At 59.1% G+C, this 19,450-nt stretch carries 12 protein-coding genes; 8 read left to right on the top strand and 4 right to left on the bottom strand.

Annotated elements, in window-relative coordinates:
• Positions 1-8: 8 nt before the first annotated feature.
• Entirely contained in the window at positions 9-1,070 is a 1,062-nt protein-coding gene (locus tag IEV53_RS05485) for an A/G-specific adenine glycosylase (RefSeq protein WP_188425767.1), read from the bottom strand.
• 9 nt (positions 1,071-1,079) lie between these two features.
• Between IEV53_RS05485 and IEV53_RS05480 the strand changes: the two genes are divergently transcribed.
• Together IEV53_RS05480 and IEV53_RS05475 are read left to right on the top strand one after the other, a co-directional pair.
• Positions 1,080-1,709, top strand: coding sequence for a DUF721 domain-containing protein (locus tag IEV53_RS05480; RefSeq protein WP_229719640.1), 630 nt, complete (start codon positions 1,080-1,082; stop codon positions 1,707-1,709).
• Between the two features lie 173 nt (positions 1,710-1,882).
• Positions 1,883-2,527, top strand: a complete 645-nt coding sequence (locus tag IEV53_RS05475) for a BA14K family protein (protein WP_188425766.1) — start codon at positions 1,883-1,885, stop codon at positions 2,525-2,527.
• A 58-nt stretch (positions 2,528-2,585) separates the two neighbouring features.
• Here the strand turns inward: IEV53_RS05475 and IEV53_RS05470 are convergent, their stop codons facing one another.
• The gene (locus tag IEV53_RS05470) at positions 2,586-2,756 is read right to left on the bottom strand and encodes a DUF1328 family protein (protein ID WP_188425765.1); all 171 of its coding nucleotides are present in this window, start codon (positions 2,754-2,756) and stop codon (positions 2,586-2,588) included.
• Between the two features lie 192 nt (positions 2,757-2,948).
• Between IEV53_RS05470 and IEV53_RS05465 the strand changes: the two genes are divergently transcribed.
• From IEV53_RS05465 to IEV53_RS05455, 3 genes are all read left to right on the top strand, one after another.
• Complete coding sequence (locus IEV53_RS05465; protein ID WP_188425764.1) at positions 2,949-4,982, top strand: NAD(+) synthase; 2,034 nt, start codon at positions 2,949-2,951, stop codon at positions 4,980-4,982.
• A gap of 850 nt (positions 4,983-5,832) precedes the next feature.
• Positions 5,833-7,272: a beta strand repeat-containing protein gene (locus tag IEV53_RS05460; RefSeq protein WP_188425763.1), complete on the top strand. Its 1,440-nt coding sequence runs from the start codon at positions 5,833-5,835 to the stop codon at positions 7,270-7,272.
• Between the two features lie 150 nt (positions 7,273-7,422).
• Positions 7,423-10,137, top strand: coding sequence for a glycosyltransferase (locus IEV53_RS05455; RefSeq protein ID WP_188425762.1), 2,715 nt, complete (start codon positions 7,423-7,425; stop codon positions 10,135-10,137).
• Between the two features lie 190 nt (positions 10,138-10,327).
• Here IEV53_RS05455 and IEV53_RS05450 read toward each other — a convergent pair whose 3' ends face one another.
• Both IEV53_RS05450 and IEV53_RS05445 read right to left on the bottom strand, forming a co-directional pair.
• Entirely contained in the window at positions 10,328-12,868 is a 2,541-nt protein-coding gene (locus tag IEV53_RS05450; protein WP_229719638.1) for a membrane-bound PQQ-dependent dehydrogenase, glucose/quinate/shikimate family, read from the bottom strand.
• 305 nt (positions 12,869-13,173) lie between these two features.
• Positions 13,174-14,100 (bottom strand): LysR family transcriptional regulator, encoded by a 927-nt coding sequence (locus IEV53_RS05445; RefSeq protein WP_188425761.1) that lies wholly within the window; start codon positions 14,098-14,100, stop codon positions 13,174-13,176.
• Positions 14,101-14,310: 210 nt separating this feature from the next.
• Between IEV53_RS05445 and IEV53_RS05440 the strand changes: the two genes are divergently transcribed.
• Genes IEV53_RS05440 through IEV53_RS05430 form a run of 3 tightly spaced genes read left to right on the top strand, consistent with a single transcriptional unit; the run spans position 14,311 to position 19,395 of the window.
• A complete protein-coding gene (locus IEV53_RS05440) occupies positions 14,311-16,626 on the top strand; it encodes a TonB-dependent receptor (protein ID WP_188425760.1) in 2,316 nt (771 codons plus the stop codon).
• 29 nt (positions 16,627-16,655) lie between these two features.
• On the top strand, positions 16,656-17,954 hold the full coding sequence (locus IEV53_RS05435; protein WP_188425759.1) for an MFS transporter: 1,299 nt from the start codon (positions 16,656-16,658) through the stop codon (positions 17,952-17,954).
• 28 nt (positions 17,955-17,982) lie between these two features.
• Positions 17,983-19,395 carry an amidohydrolase gene (locus IEV53_RS05430; protein WP_188425758.1) on the top strand — a complete coding sequence of 471 codons (1,413 nt, stop codon included), beginning with the start codon at positions 17,983-17,985 and terminating at the stop codon, positions 19,393-19,395.
• The last annotated feature ends 55 nt before the right edge of the window (positions 19,396-19,450 follow it).

Below are 19,450 nucleotides of genomic sequence, written 5' to 3'. Positions count from 1 at the left end.
CTCTTTCTTCAGTCAGCAGCAGTCGCACCAGCGACGGTCAGACATTTCTGCATCACGCTGGGCAGAGCCTGACGCGAAAGGCTCTCTGACGGACAGGCGAAACCGGGCTGGTTATGCAACGCGCCGAAATCGGGCACCCGCGCCATCATAACCCTCAGATGCAGCGTAAAATGTGTGAAAACATGACGTATCTGTCCAGCCTCTTTCCACAGCGCCTCTACTGGCGCCTCCTCCAGCGCGCTCGCCAGATCCTGTGCCTCGTCCAGCCAAGACGTGCCGGGCAGTTCCGTCATCCCGCCGAGCAGACCTTTCTCCGGGCGATGGCGCAGCCAGACAGCCCCTGAATCATCCCGGAGAAGAAACACCAAGCCATGTCGGTCCGGCTTTGCCTTGCGCGGCGCGCGCACCGGAAAACGCTCCGGCTCTCCCGAGGCATAGGCCCTGCACACGCCGCGCCAGGGGCACATGAGGCAGGACGGACGACGCGGCGTACAGAGACCGGCCCCCAGATCGAAAAGTGCCTGGGCAAAATCGCTCGGTGCAGCGCGTGCTGCGGGGTCGTCATTGAGCAGAGTGGCCAGATGGTCCAGCCTGCGACGTACACCGGGCAAAGGCGCGTCTTCGGCGTACAGACGCGACGTAATGCGCTCGACATTGCCATCAACCGGCACGACCGGCACGCCAAACGCGATTGCAGCCACGGCACGCGCCGTGTAGGCGCCGATGCCCGGCAACGCTTGAAGCCCGGCAATATCTGAGGGAAAGCCGCCGAGCGCCGCCACAGCCTGCGCGCAGGCATGAAGATTGCGCGCGCGGCTGTAATAGCCAAGGCCTGCCCAGAGAGCGAGAACGTCCTGCAAGGGCGCTTCGGCAAGATCCTGCACAGTGGGATAACACTTCAGAAACCGCTCGTAATACGGCATAACCGTCACCACAGTGGTTTGCTGCAGCATGATCTCGCTCAGCCATACGGCATAGGGATCGGCCACCTGGCCGGGCAGAGCGCGCCAGGGCAAGACACGCCTTTGATGGGCATACCAGTCGAGAAGTGCGGAAGCTGAAGGAGTCACCCCGGCGATATGAAGCGAGATTTGCCTTCGGACAAGGGCCAGACGCGCACAGCCGCCGATAAACCATCGCGCTACAAGGCTGCGTCTCGCCCCGGCAGTGACAGGCCAGCGGCCAGATCCGGCGTTCAGAAGCAATCACTCCCTCCGGCTGCCGCCGAACGTCCTCCGGAACGCCGCGCCATGACCGGGCGCGCTCTGGGCTCGATCCTGCCTCAGGTCACGAAACCGGCCTTCAGCAAACGCGCAGCCCCAGCCATCAGGCTTATTCTCGACTGGGCCGAAATCGTAGGCCCCGCCCTTGCAGCGCAGACGGAGCCCCGACGGGTCAGCGCAGGCACGCTGACAATTGCCTGCACCGGGCCTGTCGCGCTGGAGCTTCAGCACCTGGCCCCCCAGCTTATCGAACGGATCAATACCCATTGCGGCCCCCTGCGCAGTGGGCGCGACCTGCGCTTCGATGACGGCTCCATTCTGGTCAGGAAACTCAGGATCTTGCAGGATCCGTCGATTGTGCGTCCTGTCACGCCGGCCGCTCGCCCCATGCCGCAACCCGTTTCCATACCAGACATGAAGGAAGGCGATCTGCAAGCCGTTCTGGCGCGTCTGGGGGGGCATATAAAGCGCAGACCGCGGCGCTGACTCCTGCCCAGAAACCTCTTACCCCGCCTGATTTTCGCCTGCGCCGACCATTTGTCACGAAACGAAATCGCGCAGTTACGCTTTCGTCTTTATTCCGCCCCCACTCGGCACGATATGCAGAAAAACCGGAAAGCGACGTTTTACCGCTCTCCATGGAAGGGAAGACTGAAGCCATGCAAGGTTCATACAGATTGAGGGCGGCTCTTCTTGCCCTGCCTCTGCTGATGCCCCTCTCTGCCCATGCGCAGCGGGGCGGCGGCGGTGGTTTCCACGGTGGTGGCGGGCCGGGCGGCGGCTTCCATGGTGGCGGAGGCGGTGGACCGGGCGGTGGCTGGCATGGCGGAGGCCCCGGCGGCGGCGGACCCAGTGGCTGGCGTGGTGGCGGCGTGCCCGGCGGTTGGCGCGGCGGTGGAGGCCCTGGTGGCTGGGGCGGTCGCGGAGGCTATTATGGCGGTGGCTGGGGTCGCCCATGGGGCGGTGGCTGGCGTGGCCCCGGCTGGGGCTGGGGTGGCCCGGGCTGGGTCGGTTATGGCTGGGGCTCGCCCGGATGGGGCGGCGGCTGGGGTTGGGGCGGATGGGGTGGAGGCTGGGGCGGATGGGGCCTCGGTGTCGCAACCGGCGCTGTCATCGGTGCTGCCGTGACAAGCTCCTACTACGCCAATCCCTATTACGGCGGCGGCTATGCGGCAGCCCCCTATACCTATCAATGCGGGGGATATGCCAATTGCGCACCCCCTCCAGGCTATACCTATCCCGGCACATATCCGGGAACCTATCCGAACGCCTATCCCGGCGACCCGGACCCAAACGGCTACTAGGCCAGGTATAAAGAAAGGTGCAGGCCGGATCGGCCTGCACCCGCATTTGAACCCGGGGTCAGCGCATACGGCCGCGGCCGAATATGAAGCTGAGAACGAACAGCACCAGGAAAATAAAGAACAGGATCTTGCCGATCGAGGCAAAGTCAGCGGAGATGCCGCCAAAACCGAGCAGCCCGGCAAGCAGGGCAAGGATCAGGAAAACGATTGTCCAGCGAAGAAGGTCCATGGCGATAACTCCTTGAATGGAACATAACAAAATCGTCATGATCCCGGGTCTTTGGGTGAACGGGTCAGCCACGCAACGGTTTGCTTCGTAACGACAGGGCCTTGTCTTTTAATCTGGAAAGACGTTTCTGGGCGAAAGCCGGTGCGGGAACCGGCAGCCTGTTCCCGGGCCAATGCTGCAGGAGATGATCCCATGAGCGCATTTCGATCTCTCTATCGTCATGGTTTTGCCCGGGTTGCGGCCTGCACGGTTCCTGTGCGCCTTGCCGACCCTCGCCATAACCTGCAGCAGATCGTTGCGCTGGCCCATGAAAGCGCCGCTGCCGGTGCGGCTCTCGCTGTCTTCCCCGAACTTTGTCTTTCGGGCTACGCAATTGACGATCTGCGCCAGCAGGACGCCCTGCTCGATGGTGTGACCGATTGCCTGCTCCGGTTGCAGACCGAAAGTCTCGCCTGGAAGACTGTCATCGTCGTTGGCGCGCCACTCGTGCAGCGAGGTCGGCTCTTCAACTGTGCGGTGGTACTCCATCAGGGCAGGATTCTCGGTATCGTGCCGAAATCCTACCTGCCGAATTATCGCGAATTCTATGACTCGCGCCATTTCGTGGCGGGAGTCGACATCAGTGACGAGACGCTGCGGCTTGGCGGACAGGACGTGCCATTTGGGGCCGATCTGATTTTTGAAGCGCAGGATCTGCCCGACTTCACGCTTGGCATCGAGATCTGTGAAGATCTCTGGGTCCCCAACCCGCCCAGCACGGCGCTCGCCCTGGCAGGCGCAACGGTGATCGGCAATCCTTCGGCCAGCACCATCACCATCGGCAAGTCCGAAGACCGCCATTTGCTGTGTCGGGCCCAATCGCAACGCGCCCTTTGCGCCTATGTCTACGCTGCGGCGGGGGCCGGTGAATCGACAACTGACGTCGCGTGGGACGGTCAGGTTTCCGTCTATGAGGCCGGTCGTCTTCTGGGCGAGTCAGACCGCTTTCCTGTCACGGCGCAGATGACGCTTGCTGATATCGATCTAGACCTGATTCGTCAGGAGCGCATGCGCATGGGCAGCTTCCATGACTGCGCCCGCGCCAATGATCATGGGCAATGGCGCCGAATCAGCTTCACACTGGCGCCCGTCGAGGGCGATATCGGCTTTCACCGCGTCGTCCCACGCTTTCCTTTTGTACCCGAAAATCCGGGCCGACTGGATCAGGATTGCTACGAAGCCTGGACCATTCAGGTGCGCGCCCTCACTCAACGCCTCAGGACGAGCGGAGTCGAACGCTGCGTGATCGGCGTGTCTGGCGGCCTCGACTCCACGCTCGCCCTTCTGGTGGCGGCCCGCGCTGCCGACGAACTCGGGTGGAGTCGCGACCGGGTTGCTGCCTATACCATGCCGGGTTTTGCAACCGGCGATGCCAGCCTGAGTCTCGCCCACCGGCTGATGACAGCGCTGGGCGTCGATTCCCACGAACTCGACATCAGACCGACGGCCATGCAGATGCTGGAGACCATCGGGCATCCCTTCGCCTCGGGTGCGCCGGTGCATGACATCACCTTCGAAAATGTTCAGGCGGGGCTGCGTACCGACTTCCTGTTCCGCCTTGCCAATCAGCGCAACGGGATTGTGATCGGCACGGGTGATCTGTCCGAACTGGCGCTCGGCTGGTGCACCTATGGCGTGGGCGACCAGATGTCGCATTATAACGTCAATGCTGGCATGCCCAAAACGCTTATCCAGCATCTGATACGCTGGCTGGCCCGCAAGGGTAGGCTCGGCGACACGATCGCCCCTGTGCTCGAAAGCATTGTCTCGGCGGAAATCACGCCTGAGCTCGTGCCTGCCGGTGCCGAGGGCGTGCAGAAGACCGAAGACAAGATCGGTCCATACGCCCTGCAGGATTTCACACTCTATTATGTGCTGCGCTACGGCTTTCGCCCGAGCAAGATCCTTTTCCTCGCGCTGCAGGCCTGGGAAGAACAGGGTCGCGGTGTCTGGCCAGCCCACTTCCCCGAAGACAGGAAACTGGCTTATGACGCCACCGTCATTCGCCACTGGCTCAAGGTGTTTCTGACGCGCTTCTTCGGCTTCAGCCAGTTCAAGCGATCGGCTCTGCCCAACGGGCCCAAGCTCTCATCGGGAGGAAGCCTGTCACCCCGCGGCGAATGGCGCGCGCCTTCAGACGGAACAGCAGCAGCGTGGCTTGAAGAGCTCGAGCAGACCACTCTCTAGACACACATTCCGTCCACCCCACCGATCCGAACCCGCTCTCCTTCGCGAGGCAGCGGCCTAAAACCCTGCGCGAAGCTTTGCCTCTTTCCAAGCTCACAGCACGAGCGCGAAAACGTCTCTTTCCTTTCACGAAGCAGGATCGGCACAAAGCCTCGCTTTCGCAGCTGACATGTCAGAAGGAGGCGAATTTAGCGGCATTCTTTAAAGGTGCAGGCTGCGCAGATTCGAATTCGTCCCGACCATTGATCAGAAATTCGTGAGCCGCGTTTTTGCTTTGGCAGAAAAAAAAACACAAATCGAACTAATAACTGGGCAGAATTTTTCGAAGCCCCTTATCCACCACTCTCACATTTTCCGACTTTATATCAATGGACTAGAGGAAGGGGTTTTTCGGAAAACCGGAAACGTATCAGGAAGATGAAATTATTTTATCAATAATTCGTCTCTTTTTCTTTCTCAGTATAAATTATATCTCGCCCATCGTCACGACACTGTAACATGACACAAACCACATTCATCGCAACAATGTGAGTAATCGCCTTTCCACAATGCGGTCGGAAAAGATCAAAAAACCTCAAAATTCCAAGGGTTTCTTCATTTTTGATTATTGCAAATTATTTCCTCATCACAAAATTGCGTTCATTATGTGGGTTTGAGGCAAACTAGTATCGAATCATGTCGAATACCTTTGATTTATTGACTCGAGGGATTGGTTAAGACATTTATAAAAAAGTTGATTTTCCGATGCAGATCTTGGTAGACGGCTCGACCGACAGCAGGGGCGGTGTCCTGCGCGAAATGTAACGGTCTTTGTCTGAAGCCTCCAATAATAATATAAGGAGCTGGTCGCATGGCGATCGTAACGGTAGTTGGTTCGTCTGGCATGACTGTACAGGTCACCGTGGAAGGTGCCCGCATGCAGACACTCGCCTCGAGCTACGCAGCGCAGATTCTGGGTGCTGTCGCGACAGGTGACGTCACCTCTGTCGATCTCGCACTGGGCACCAATACCAGCCCGTCTGCCACGACAAGCCTCGTCCAAGGCGTCATCACCACAGGTGGTGCCTTCTCGATGGCAGGAAACTACAGCAATCTCGTCATCGGTACGCTGGGTGCGGAATTCAACAGCGCGGATCAGGACCTGCCGCTTACGCCGAACGTAAAGGCCGTAACGGTCGACGGCACGGGTATCACGGCCAGCACGCTCTCCGTTCTTGCTGGCGACATGGAAGGCGTGACCTTCTACGCAGGCAATTACAACGGCACCTTTGTGTCGACCATGGGTAACAATCTGTTCGATGGTCGCAACCATACCGGCAACTGGACGATCGCGACCGGAGACGGCAACGACACGATCTATGCTGCAGCTGGAACAAATAACATCCGTGCGGGTGAAGGTCAGAACCTCATTACCCTCAGCACGGGCGCCAATTTCGTTGCGTCTGAAGGCCAGGACACGATCACCGGCGTCGAAAATTCTTCCGACACGGTTACAATCCTTGGTGGTCAGTCCGTCGTCACCCTGCAGTCCAACTCGCTTGTCGTCGATTCGGCCCTCGCCGGAAGCCAGATCACGGTCGGCATCAACAGCACGGTCTTCGGTGGTACTGGTTCGACAGTCAACTTCTCGAGCAGCACGGGTACCATCGTTGGCACCGTGGGTGACACCATTTCCGCAGCTGGCGATCTCGAAGTCTATCACGGCTCGAATCAGTCGATCAGCGTCTCCGGCGCCCTGAAATTCATCTCGGGCACGGGCAACACCTCGATCAATGCAGGGCTTGGCACGATCTGGGGTGCAAACGACCTGCGCGCTACCGTCAACACGAACGGTCTCGCCCTGTTTACGGCAAACCAGCCCAACACAACTGGCAGCCAGTATATCGACGCGTCTTCTTCGAAAGGCACGCTTGAAGCCTGGACCGGCGCTGGCAACAACACGATCATCGGAACGTCGGGTTCCGATCACATGGTCTTCGGCACGCAGTTCGCCAACTCCAATGGCGACAGCTTTGCGACCGTCACGGGCGGCAGCGGCGCTGCGAACACCTTTGGCGTTCTCGCAGGCCATAATGGTGGTGACATCACCATCACCGATTTCGGTAGCGCCGCGGGCAACATGTTCTTCATGTATAACTACAAGCCCGCCGATGCCGACAAGGCCGTGCAGGCATTGCTTGCCACGGCCACGGTTAGCGGCGGTAACACCACGCTGCAGCTGGACAACAACATGAAGGTGACCTTCCTTGGCGTGACCGATCTCAAGGCCTCGAGCATCGTCATCAGCTAATGTCTACCAGCGCGAGCTTTTAACTGCGCTTCTACCGAAGGCCCGGTTTGCAAAACCGGGCCTTTTTGTTTTTCTAGCGATGAATTTGGACGTGGAGATCTTGAAGGCTATAAAAGGCCACTTGCGTCCTCATCATTGAGTGAGTGGTTTTTGCCCGAATTACCCGATCCTAATACAGGCGTCCCCTTTGTTTCCGAGACTGCCGATCATGAGGTAATTTCTGCCTCACTTTATCTTGCGACTCATCGTGCTGACTCGCTGCAAGCGGAATTGCGTCTCGCAACGCAGCAACTCAAGCTCATGCGTCGCTCGCTCTCATGGCGCATGATGGAACCGTTGCGTTGGGTAAGAGCGCTCACCCTCGGCAGGCTGCCTCGCGGTGTTCCCCTCAATGAAGCCTGGGTGCACATGCAGGATGCGCTGCGCACTGAGGGTGTCAAAAAAGCGGTCAGCCGTTTCGTCGCGGGCGGCATAGCAAAAAGACGCCTGTCGCGTCATCGCGATCAGGCGAATGATCCGCTTTTCGTTTCGACAAAAGCACAGGCTGCATTTCTGAGACAGCCTACGCTAAAGGCGTCATCCATACTCCGCCCCCGTTATCTGCTCATTGCTGATATGGGTCTTCAGCAATGTACAAAGTATCGCGTGACGCAGAAAGCGGAGCTTCTCAGGCGTCTCGGCTGGACCGTACAGATCGTCGATTGGGAAGATAGCAACGAAGCCCTCTCGTCACTTCAGGTCGCCACCCAAGTCCTTTTTTATCGTGTACCTGGTGTTGCATCTGTTCTCCCGCTCATCGCAGAGGCAAAGCGTCTCGGTTTGAAACCTCGCTGGGAGATCGACGACCTCCTGTTCAACAAGATTCTTTATCGGCGCAACGGCAATCTCGCGACGCTTTCTCATCAGGAGCAACAGGAACTCTATCAGCTCTCTGATAATTACCTCAGAGCCTTGCATGCCTGCGGATGCGGACTAGCCTCGACCGAGGCTCTCGCCAAGCAAATGGGCGAGGCCGGCGTCGAAGACGTCATTGTGCTTGAAAATGCTCTGGATGAAGAAACCTTGCGACTTGCAGAGGCACTTCTTGCAGTGCCCCCCTCTCGCGATCCTGAGAAAATCTGGGTCTGTTATGGCTCGGGGAGCCGCGCGCATGACGCAGATTTCAAATGCGCTGAGACCGGTCTCATTGAAGCAATGCAGCAGGACCCCCGGATCAACCTGTTGATTGTCGGACCGCTCCGCATTTCAAAGGACTTTGCTCCATTTGGCGCGAGGGTGAAGCGACGAAGCGAGCTTTCCTATGCTGCCTATCTTGGAGAATTGGCGCAGACCGACATTGCTATTGCCCCGCTCGAGACCACTGTCTTCAATGATTGCAAAAGCAATATCAAGTTTCTCGAAGCCGCGATCCTCGAGTTACCCTCCATCTGTTCACCAACCGACACCTATCGGCAGGTGATCCAGTCGGGGCAAAACGGCTTTCTGGCAGAAAAGGCAGAAGCCTGGCGTGACGCCCTGCTCTTGCTGGCGCGCGACCCTGCCCTAAGGCAGCGCCTCGGTCGCAGAGCAAGGGAGACGGCCCTGTCGCTCTATGCGCCAGAGCGTATCCTGACGCAGCAGGCCGCTCCGATTTTCGGCAGGCCTCCCGCTTTCGCCCATAAGGCACCGCGCATATTGCAGGTTAATCTTTTCTTCGCGCCACGTTCATACGGGGGGGCGACGATCGTCGTCGAGGCCATGCTCGACCCGTTGGCGAAAGCCGGTTTCGAAAACAGCGTCATGACCACGCGTCCGGTCATTGATGAACTACCCGACGGCGCATTGCGCTATCGCATACTCGGCACGGATGTGTTTTCAGTTGTCGCCGGGCGCAATGGCGGGGCTGACAACCTGACCATCGAGCGTCAAATCGAACGCTGGATCGACGCCTGGGATGCCGATCTGGTTCACTTCCATGCCATCCAGGAAATGGGGGTAGGCATGGCCCGGGCCTGTCAGCGGCGTGGCATCCCTTACGTCGTCAGTCTGCATGATTGCTGGTGGCTATCAGACAATCTCTTCATCACGCGCGATGACGGTCAATACCATCTCAAAAGCAGTGAGATCCCCCCTGCCCCTGGCGATTCGACCCGTACACGTTATCTGAATGAGCGGCGCAAACTCATGCGTCAGGCGCTGGACGGCGCGGCGGCCATTCTCAGCCCATCCGAAGAACACAAGAGCCTTTATGTCCGTAATGGCGTGCCTGCGGATCGTATCCAGATCAACCGCAACGGTTTCACCTGGCCATCACGCCCGAAGGCGAAAAGACCTAGCGGCGCTGAACTACGTTTCGGTTTCGTGGGCGGGACTGGCAAGATCAAGGGCTCAGGGCTGATTCGCAAGGCTCTGGAAAGCATGACACGCGGCGACTGGGAGCTGGTGCTGGTCGATAACACCCTCAACCTCGGCTACCCTTCCATCGATACATCGGAATGGCTGGTGAAGGGTACAATCCGCACCGTACCCGCCTATACCCAGGCAGAACTCGATGATTTTTACGATCAGGTCGATGTGCTTCTTTTCCCGTCGCAATGGCGCGAGAGCTATGGGCTGACCGTTCGCGAGGCGCTGTCGCGCGATGTCTGGGTCATTTCTACGGCGCCCGGTGGGCAGGCGGAGGAAATCGTCGATGGCGTCAACGGTTCGCTCATCCCGATTATTGACGATCCTGCGCCGCTTCAGGAGGCCATCGAGGCACTGCTTGACCGCAAGGACCGCTTCGACGGGTATATCAATCCGAACAAGGCCAGCCTGCCGAGCTATGACGATCAGGCTCAGGAGCTCGCCAGTCTCTATCGTCGCATTCTGGACAGGGCTCCCTGACCCGAACATTCAAACGTCAACCTGCCCAAAAAAAACCCTCTTCCTTCATGGGGAGAGGGTTTTTTCTTGCTCGTTGCGGAAGAGGCTTCAGCCGCACGATCGGAACAGACCGGCTGCTGAAGTCCCAACCAGAGCTGTTTCGCAGGAATGCCCCTGCCGCAGGCCATCGGCTTGTGGCAGGGGAGCGAAATCAGTCAGCCGAGGGCAAGGCGTAAGCCAGAACATAATCACCCTTGTTGGCATTCGTACCCGTACGGGTAGCACCACCGGCGACGACCAGCACATATTGCTTGCCGTTTTCGACATAGCTCATGGGCGTACCCTGACCGCCAACTGGCAGACGCTCACGCCAGACCTCTCTCCCGGTGCGGAGATCGAAGGCACGCAGATAATTATCGAGCGAACCATGGAAGAAGGCGAGATTTCCCCCTGTCAGGAGCGGGCCACCCATCGTGGGCATACCGACCGGGATATAGAGATGCGGAATAATCCCCTTGTCACCGAAAATGCCGTGGATACGGGCATCCTGGATGCTACCTACAGGCACCTGCCACAGGGTTTTCTGCGTCTTGAGGTCAATCGCCGTCAGAGAGCCGAAAGGCGGCTTGAAGCATGGCGCGCCCATCGGCGAGACGAACATGGAGCGTTCCACACCCCAGGGGGTGCCTAGCTGCTCGGAATACTCACCTTCCGTCGAGGGCACGAGACCAGCCTTGGCCGCCTCTTCGCGTTTGATGAACTGCCCCCACATCGCCATGCGGATATCATTCACCACCAGCACACCGGTCTGCGGATCGATGGCACCGCCACCCCAGTTCGAACCGCCGTAATAACCCGGCCAGATCAGGGTCTTCTGCTTGTCAGAGAGCGGTGTCCATTCACCTTCCCAGCGCATTTTCTTGAAAGCGATGCGGCAATAAAGCTGATCGAAAATTGTCGCGCCCCACATATCGCTCTCCTTGAGGGGGGCGACACCGATCGACAGATCGGAATAGGGCTGAACCGGGCTGATACGCTGACCGGGCATGCCGTCAGTCGCAACGGGACGATCCGTCACCTTCACGACAGGCTTGCCCGTGCGACGATCCAGCACGAAAACCTGACTGCGCTTGGTGAGTGCCACGACGACAGGCGTGGTCTCGCCACCGGCGCCGGGCAGATCATAGAGGATCGGCTGCGAGGTCACGTCATAATCGAACATGTCCTGGTTGGCCGTACGGAAATGCCAGCGCTCCTGACCGGTACGCAGATCAAGGGCGAGAACGGCGTCGGTATATTCATCCGAATAGGGATGGCGGTTGCCGCTCCAGAAATCGGGCGTCTGGTTACCCAGAGGAATGAAGGCAAGACCCAGCTTGGGATCATAGGATGCAGTACCCCAGAAATTCGGAGTTTCCGGCGCATAGATCTGTCCGGCCGGAAGCGGACGGCTGTCCCTGTTGCCGCGTGATGCATCCCACGCCCAGACGAGACGGCCAGTGCGCACATCATAACCGCGGATAACGCCAGAAGGCTCACCCACCGTCATGTTGTCGTTGATCTTGCCGCCCACCATGATCACACCGTCTGCCACCAGCGGGGCAGAGGTGAGATAATAGGAGCCGGGCGCTGTCGGGCCGAGACCCTCAAGAAGATTGACCATGCCATGATCGCCGAAATCCTCGCACAGCGCGCCAGTAGAGGCGTCGAGTTCGAAGAGGCGGGCGTCATTGGTGGTGCTGACGATACGACGGGCGCAAGGTGTCTGCGCCGTGATCGGTGCAGGCGCTGCCGGGGTCTCATCAACCGGAGCCTGTGCCGGAACAGGCGCAGCAGGGTCAGCCGGTTGCTCCGCAGGCGTCGGTGTCGCTTCTTCCGGACCGAAAGCCTTTGCATCGGGGGCCAGCAGCGACATGGTTGTCAGATCGGCGTAGCTGACGCCACGGCAGCGCTTCCAGCCCTTGTTACCGCGCGTCACCTGCATGTGCGGGTCGAAACGCCAGCGCTCATGCCCACTCACCGGGTCGAGAGCAATAACCTTGTTGAGCGGTGTGCAGAGATACAGCGTATCTGCCACCTTGAGCGGCGTCACCTGATATTCCGAGCCATCAATGGCCAGATCACCCGTATGGAACGTCCAGGCGAGTTTCAGCCCCGAGACGTTATCGGCGTTGATCTGGACATAAGGGGCAAAACGGTCACCCGTCAGATTGCGCCCCCAAGCTGGCCAGTCATTGCCATTCTGCTGCCCGAGCGCCGTATCGACTTTGGGACTGTGCGCCGGATCAGCCGTAACCTCGGCATGCGTCCGGAACATGTTGAGCGACACACCGGCAAAGATGATTGCATAGAGCGCTGCAATCCCGAGCCCCCAGCTGCGCCGTACCCCGACACCGCGTCCGGCGCTCTCGCCGGAGCGGACAGCCGGACCGAACCAGGGTGAAAGCACCCCGACCACGATTGGCAGCACAAGGAACACGACCACGCGTGGCACGACCAGCCAGAAGACGTCGCCCACCTCGTTGAAGGCCCAACCGACGGCAATCAGGCTGAGAACGATGGAGAGCGGCAGGGCAAAAGCCTTACGCGCCATAAGCGCGAGGCCAACTGCTGCCATAAGCAGACCAAGCGGGATATAGGCCCAGCTTCCGCCCAGCCAGGCGAGGTCAGCCCCGCCAAGCGCCAGACCGACGCCAAGCAGCGCGATCACCAGACCGATCACGACACATAAAAGATGGATAAGGCTTCTCACGAGCAATCCTCACGCTACGCCCCCCAAGCCTGACACCATCACAGGGCGTCAGCCATGGCGAGCCGTTTGAGCATTGAGCGTTTTCAAACCGGCAGAACCCGAAACCATTGCCGCGTGAACCACCCGAAAACAGGAAAAAATCAAGTCAAGAACCAGCCTGAAAGCTCAAAGGATGGCTAATGTGCCGCGCAAAACTTTCCTTTACGTCATCACATATTCATCACTACGCAATATTCACGGTTTTGTGACCGCATACCGTCAATCATGACAAAGCATGTACGCATGATGACCTGAAACCGGCTGCGCTATGGCAGGGAAGACATAATGGAAAGCGCATACTGCGTGGCCGGGTTCATGCGTCCGCCCCGTGCCCAGGCAATGCCATGCTCCATATAGAAATCATCACCCGCTGCCCCACCCTCCAGTACGGGCAGACGCGCCAGCTGGGACTCAGACAGCAGGGAAACGGGCATGAGTGCTGCCGCATCACAGGACTCGACCAGATGCTCGATCAGCGTCGGCAGGCTGATCTCGATCAGCCTTGGAGGAAAAGCGAGGCCACGTGCCAGAAGGATCTGCTCAAAGCGATCGCGCATCGCCATGCCTCTCAGGGGCAGCAGCCAGACCCGATCGACGAAATGCGCCCACTGGTCGAACACCTCCGCACTGGTCATCAGCACATCGTCTATGATGATCACACAATGTTCGAGGCACAGCGTTCGCGTCTCGAACCGGCCCGACGACGCCACATCGAGCAGATTGACGGCAACGATATCAGTCCGGCCTGCATGCAGATCGTCCAGCAGACGTTTGCGCATACCGTATTCGATACTGACAGTCAGAAAAGGCTGCTCATGTTTCATGCGCGCCACCCAGCTTACCAGCGGACGCTCGAGCATAGGCGCCTGAAATCCGATACGCAGCGTACCGTGCAGCAGCGCGGTTTCTCGCGTAAAATCCTCGCTCAATGCCTGTAATTCATGATCGATGCGCCGCGCTGCCACCAGCACACGCTCCAGACCCGGCAGAGGCACGAGATGACCCTGCACGCGCTCGAACAGACGCTTGCCGAGAATTTCCTCGATCTCGATGCAGGATTTCGAGACTGCGGCGGGAGAGATGCCCAGACGGGCTGCCGTCTGCCTCATACTGCGTGTCGTATTGAGCATATCGAGCAGATGCAGATGGCGCAGTTTGAGCCGTCGGTGAAGCGTGATGCCTGATCTGGCCATGTCTCTCTCCTTCGGAGCGTCAACCAAATGGTTGACATGACATAACCCTATTTTGCTTCAATAACGAAACGTTTTAATTCCATAATCTTTCATCGGCCATTTACCGACACAGGCGGTTACCGCGCTTTGCTCCAATAATCACCGGCAGGAAGCATGATGACAGATTCCCAGAAACAAAAACGCCTTACCAAGAAATGTATCAAAGCATCGATGTTTTTGTTGCTGGCCTCTGTGTCCGCCCCGGCTTTCTCAAGCCTTGCCGAAGCCGCTTCCAGCCCTGATGCCCCGGACCGCGCCCTGCCGCACTCCCGCGCAGCCGTAAAAACCGCCAAGAAGCAGCAGGCGGCCCCGCTTCGTAGTGCGACGCATCACAAACCGGTTGCTGGTGGTGCCGAAACCCTGACAGTCACCACCGCCCGCCGACGCCTGCATTTCAATTCGGCCCAGCACGAAGCTGATGCCACGACGCATATCACGTCAGAGACACTCACCCGACAGGGCGTCGTCTCTCTGCTCGATCTACCCCGTGTCGCGCCCAACCTCACCGTGCAAAGCGTCAATGGCACCGGCTCGACCAATTTCTTTCTGCGCGGTATCGGGCTGAACGACTACACGCAGAACAACATGTCCTCGGTGCTCGTTTATTATGACGATGTCGCCTACCCGCTGGCCCGTATGGCGGCCGGGCTGATGTTCGATATTGCGGGCGCTGCGGTGGAACCGGGCCCCGTCGGGTTCAGCCATGGCCAGACCGATACGGGCGGTGAAATCGCGTTTCGCACCTCGGACCCGACCGATGACTGGCATGGTGGCGTATCGCAGGATATTGCGAGCTATGCCCGCAGCCGCACCAATCTCTTCGTTTCCGGCCCGATCATAAGCGACAAGCTGAGCTTCCGTATCGCCGGGCAGACCATGCAGGGCGGCGGCTGGCAGACCAACCCGAGCACTGGCGCCCATCTGGGCGATGCCAATCTCGGTGCCCTGCGCGCCAAGCTGCGCTGGCGCCCCGAAGAACATACTGAAATCATGCTGAGCGGCCATTGGGTGCAGGACAATTCGCAAGTCGTGGCCGCAAAGCCTGTGATCAATTTCCTGCCCAGCCGTGGCTACCCGACACTCTCCTACCAGCAGGCGCAATGGGATTATAATGCCCGCCTGGCCAAGCTGATCGGCCGCTCGACATCCCTGTCACCCAGCGCGCACAACACGATGTGGGGTGCCGACCTCAAGATGTCTCATGATTTCGGCTTCGCAGCGCTCAAGAGCATCAGCGCCTTCGAGACCGAACGCGTGGGCGAATATACCGATCAGGACGGCACCCTCTGGGCGACCGGCGATAATTACCGCAATATCGTCGCCAACAGCTTCTCTCAGGAACTGCGTCTGGAATCACGCAAGAAGCAGCCGCTCGAATGGGTAGTCGGGGCCTATTACGACCGCGTACGCATGACGCAGCAATCGTTCTTCGATTTCACCGATTACGTGCCGACACGTGGCTATCTGCAGGAGACCTCCTTCGGCCAGAACGAGCAGACTTTCTCGCAATTCGTGCACCTCTCCTACAAACTCCCCTATCGGGTGACGCTGATCGGGGGGCTGACGCATGAGGCGGATGATCGCCAGCTGCTCAATCTGCGTACGGTGCAGTTCGGGCGACGCAGCCTGCAATTCCAGTCCACCGGCTCGAACATGAACCAGTTTGCCGGAACACTTGGCGTGCAGTTTCAGGCCACCAAGGATCTCATGACCTATTTCAAGGTAAGCCGCAGCATGAAGCCCGGCGGCATGACCGCCAATAATACGGTGGTGCAGGGCCAGCTCGACCCGTTCAAACCCGAAACCGTTCTGGCTTATGAGCTCGGCTTCAAGGCCGACATCATTCCCAACAGGTTCCGGCTCAACGCCGCTGCTTTCTATTATGACTATCACGACCAGCAATATCTCGGCAGCTATGTCGTTCCCGGCTACGGACCTCTGGGGCGCTTCGACAATATTCCGAAATCGCAAATCTGGGGTGTGGAATTCAACACCGAAATCAACCCCATCCGTCACGTCTATCTGACGCAGAATTTCGGCTTCCTGCGCAGCAAATACCAGAAATTCCAGGCCATCAACGCGTCGGCTGTCAACGCACAATATCAGCAGACCGGCATATGGGCACCGATCTACACGGATTATGCCGGCACTGAAGGCATGAACCCCAAGCTCACCCTGAATGGCTCGGGCGATTACCGTCTCACCTTCCTGCGCCGCTATGAAGGCGAAGCAGGCGTCGACTGGAATTTCCGCTCGGCACAATCGATGGTTCCCGGTGGCACCGGCAATTACCAGCTTCCTGCCTATTTCCTGCTCGGTGCGCATGTCACCGTGCATCCGCTCAAAGGCCCATGGACAGCCACCATCTATGCGTCGAATATCCTGAACCGGGAGTATTTCACCACGAGCTCGCAATCGACCACGACCTATTTCCGCATACCCGGCCCGCCACGCTTCATCGGCGGCCGCATCGGCCTCACCTACTGAGCGCCTTACCCGGCAAGGAGACATGTCTCATGACAGGATCGGATCAGGACAGGAAACGGGTCATCATGGCCGCCTGTGTGGGCAATTTCCTCGAATTCTACAATTTCATGGCTTATGCGTTTTTCGCTCCCATGATTGCCAAGGCGTTTTTTCCCAATAGTTCGGGGCTGGCAGGGCTATTCGATGCCCTGATCACCTTCGGCGCCGGTTTTTTCCTGCGTCCGCTCGGCGCCTTCTGCGTGGGCATCTATGCCAGACGCTACGGCCATCAGGCCGCGCTCATGCTCACCTTTGCGATCATGGCCACAGGCTCGCTTCTGCTCGCTGCCACCCCATCGACCCGTTCGATCGGCCTGATTGCCGCTTTTCTCATCGTTCTGGCCCGCATGCTGCAGGGCTTTTCAGATGGTGGCGAGGTCGGCCCTGCCACTGCCATGCTCTACGATGCGGCCCCACCCGGAAAGGGCGGCATCATCAGCATCATGCAATATGTCACCCAGCTTCTGGGCATGGTCGTGGCCGTCATTTTCGGGCTGATCCTCTCCCTCACCCTCTCCCATGACGCTCTTTATGCCTGGGGCTGGCGTATTCCGTTCTTCATCGGCATTGCCATCCTGCCATTCGGGTTCTGGCTGCGTCGCCAGCTCCCGGCACAGCATGATCATCACGCAGAACCGCATCCTTTCGGCGCCACACTGCGCCTGCTGGTCACGCCAAAGATCCTGCTGGTCTTTGCCCTCATCATCTGCGGCACCATCACCAATTACCTGCGTACATTCGGTGTGAGCTATGCGATCGCCGTTCTGCATCTTCCGCCCGGCACGGCCATGCTCGCCATGGCGCTCGGGCTGATCTGCGGTGTGGTTGCAGTCATTGCGGGCATGCGCATTGCCCATAACAACCCGGACCCGAAGCTTTTCGTCATAATGGTGTCCATCATCGGCACACCGCTTTGCATGCTCTATTATGCGCTTTCCATCACCTATCCCGGCCTTGGCACACAGATCGGCCTGAACCTGACGGTCTTTCTTTCTTCCGGCCTGCTCATCGCGCCGGTCTGGCGGCTGCTCTTCGATGCCATTCCCGACCATAGCCGCGCTTTCATCTTCGGGCTCGTCTATGCTCTGGCCGTGTCCGTTTTTGGTGGCCTGACCCAACCCGTCACGGTGCTGCTGATCGCCCGTTTCCATGACCCCATGGTGCCCGCCTGGATGCTGGGGGTTTTGATGCCGCTCTCGCTTCTGGCTTATCTTGCCCTGCGCAGGCGCATGATCCCGCCCGCGCCCGGCGCGACGATCATCACCTCCGAGGCCGATCGGGCCTATTGACCCTGTTCCTCCGACAAGGATTTTCCTGATGAAAAATACCGATGCCATTCTCTCCTTTGTCGATGACCGTGCGCAAAGCCTGATCGCGCTGAGCGATGCTGTATGGGAAGTGCCGGAGACAAACTTCGAAGAGATACGCTCCTGCGCGCTGCATACTGAAAAACTGGGCGAAGAGGGCTTTCGCGTTACACGTAATGTCGCAGGCATCCCGACCGCGGTCATGGGCGAAGCCGGAGAAGGCGGCCCGGTCATTGCCTTTCTGGGCGAATATGACGCCTTGCCTGACCTGACCAATGCGGCAGGGGTAACGGAGCATACGCCCCTGCCCGGTGACGGCAATGGCCATGCCTGCGGGCATAATCTCCTGGGATCGGCAGCGCTTCTGGCAGCTACCGCACTGAAGAACTTTCTGGCAGCGCATGATCTGCCCGGGCGTGTGCGCTATTATGGCTGCCCCGCCGAAGAGGGTGGCGCAGGCAAGGCCTTCATGGTGCGTGAAGGCGTATTCGATGATGTCGATGCGGCCATTTCCTGGCATCCGCTCTTTTTCACCGGCGTGTTTCCGCCCTCATCGCTGGCCAATATCCGTCTCGACTTCACCTTCACCGGCAAGGCCGCCCACGCAGCAGCAGCGCCCTTTCTCGGTCGCTCCGCACTCGATGCTGCCGAGCTGATGAATGTCGGTGTGAATTACCTGCGAGAGCATATGCTGCCGAGCTCACGTATCCATTACGCCTATCTCGACGCTGGTGGCGCAGCCCCCAATGTCGTTCAGGCCAAGACAACCATCCGCTATGTCGTGCGCACGCTCGATCTGGCTGATCTCGTGCCTTTGACAGAGCGCGTGCGCAAGATCGCTCAGGGCGCTGCGCTGATGACAGAAACGACGGTGCAGGAGCGCGTGATAAGCGCCATGGCCAATATCCTGCCCTGCCCGCCTCTCGAAGCCGCCATGCAAGGCCATGTCGAGCGTCTGGGGCCTCCCCCTTTCGACGAGGACGATCGCGATTTCGCCCGCAAGATGCAGGCGACCTTCCCGAAAAGCGATATCATTGCTGCCTTCCATCACGCTGGCGCCAAGCCCGACCTCGACCAGCCCTTGGCCAATTTCGTGCTTCCCGCAGGCGGCAACCGCTCGTCGCTGGGCTCTACCGATGTGGGTGATGTGAGCTGGACCGTTCCCACCGTGCAGGCCCTTGGTGCGACATGCGCCATCGGCACGCAGCTGCATTCATGGCAGATGACGGCTCAGGGCCAGTCTTCCGTCGCCCATAAGGGCATGGTGCATGTCGCCAAGGTCATGGCCATGACAGGGCTCGACCTGTTTACGAACCCTGATCTGCTGGAAGCCGCCAAAAAGGACCATGCCGAGCGTCTGGCCGTGCAGCCCTACGTAACGCTCATTCCGGAAGACGTCATGCCTGCCGCAGACAGTGAATGAATGAGCCGGTGTGGGGCTTTGGCCCCACACCCGTCCCGAAAACCTTTCCTTCGGG

Origin of the sequence: Asaia siamensis (genome assembly GCF_014635085.1) — a bacterium.
GTDB classification, from domain to species: Bacteria; Pseudomonadota; Alphaproteobacteria; order Acetobacterales; family Acetobacteraceae; genus Asaia; species Asaia siamensis.
Note: the sequence above shows the minus strand (reverse complement) of the source record. Positions and strands in the feature narration are given on the sequence as shown.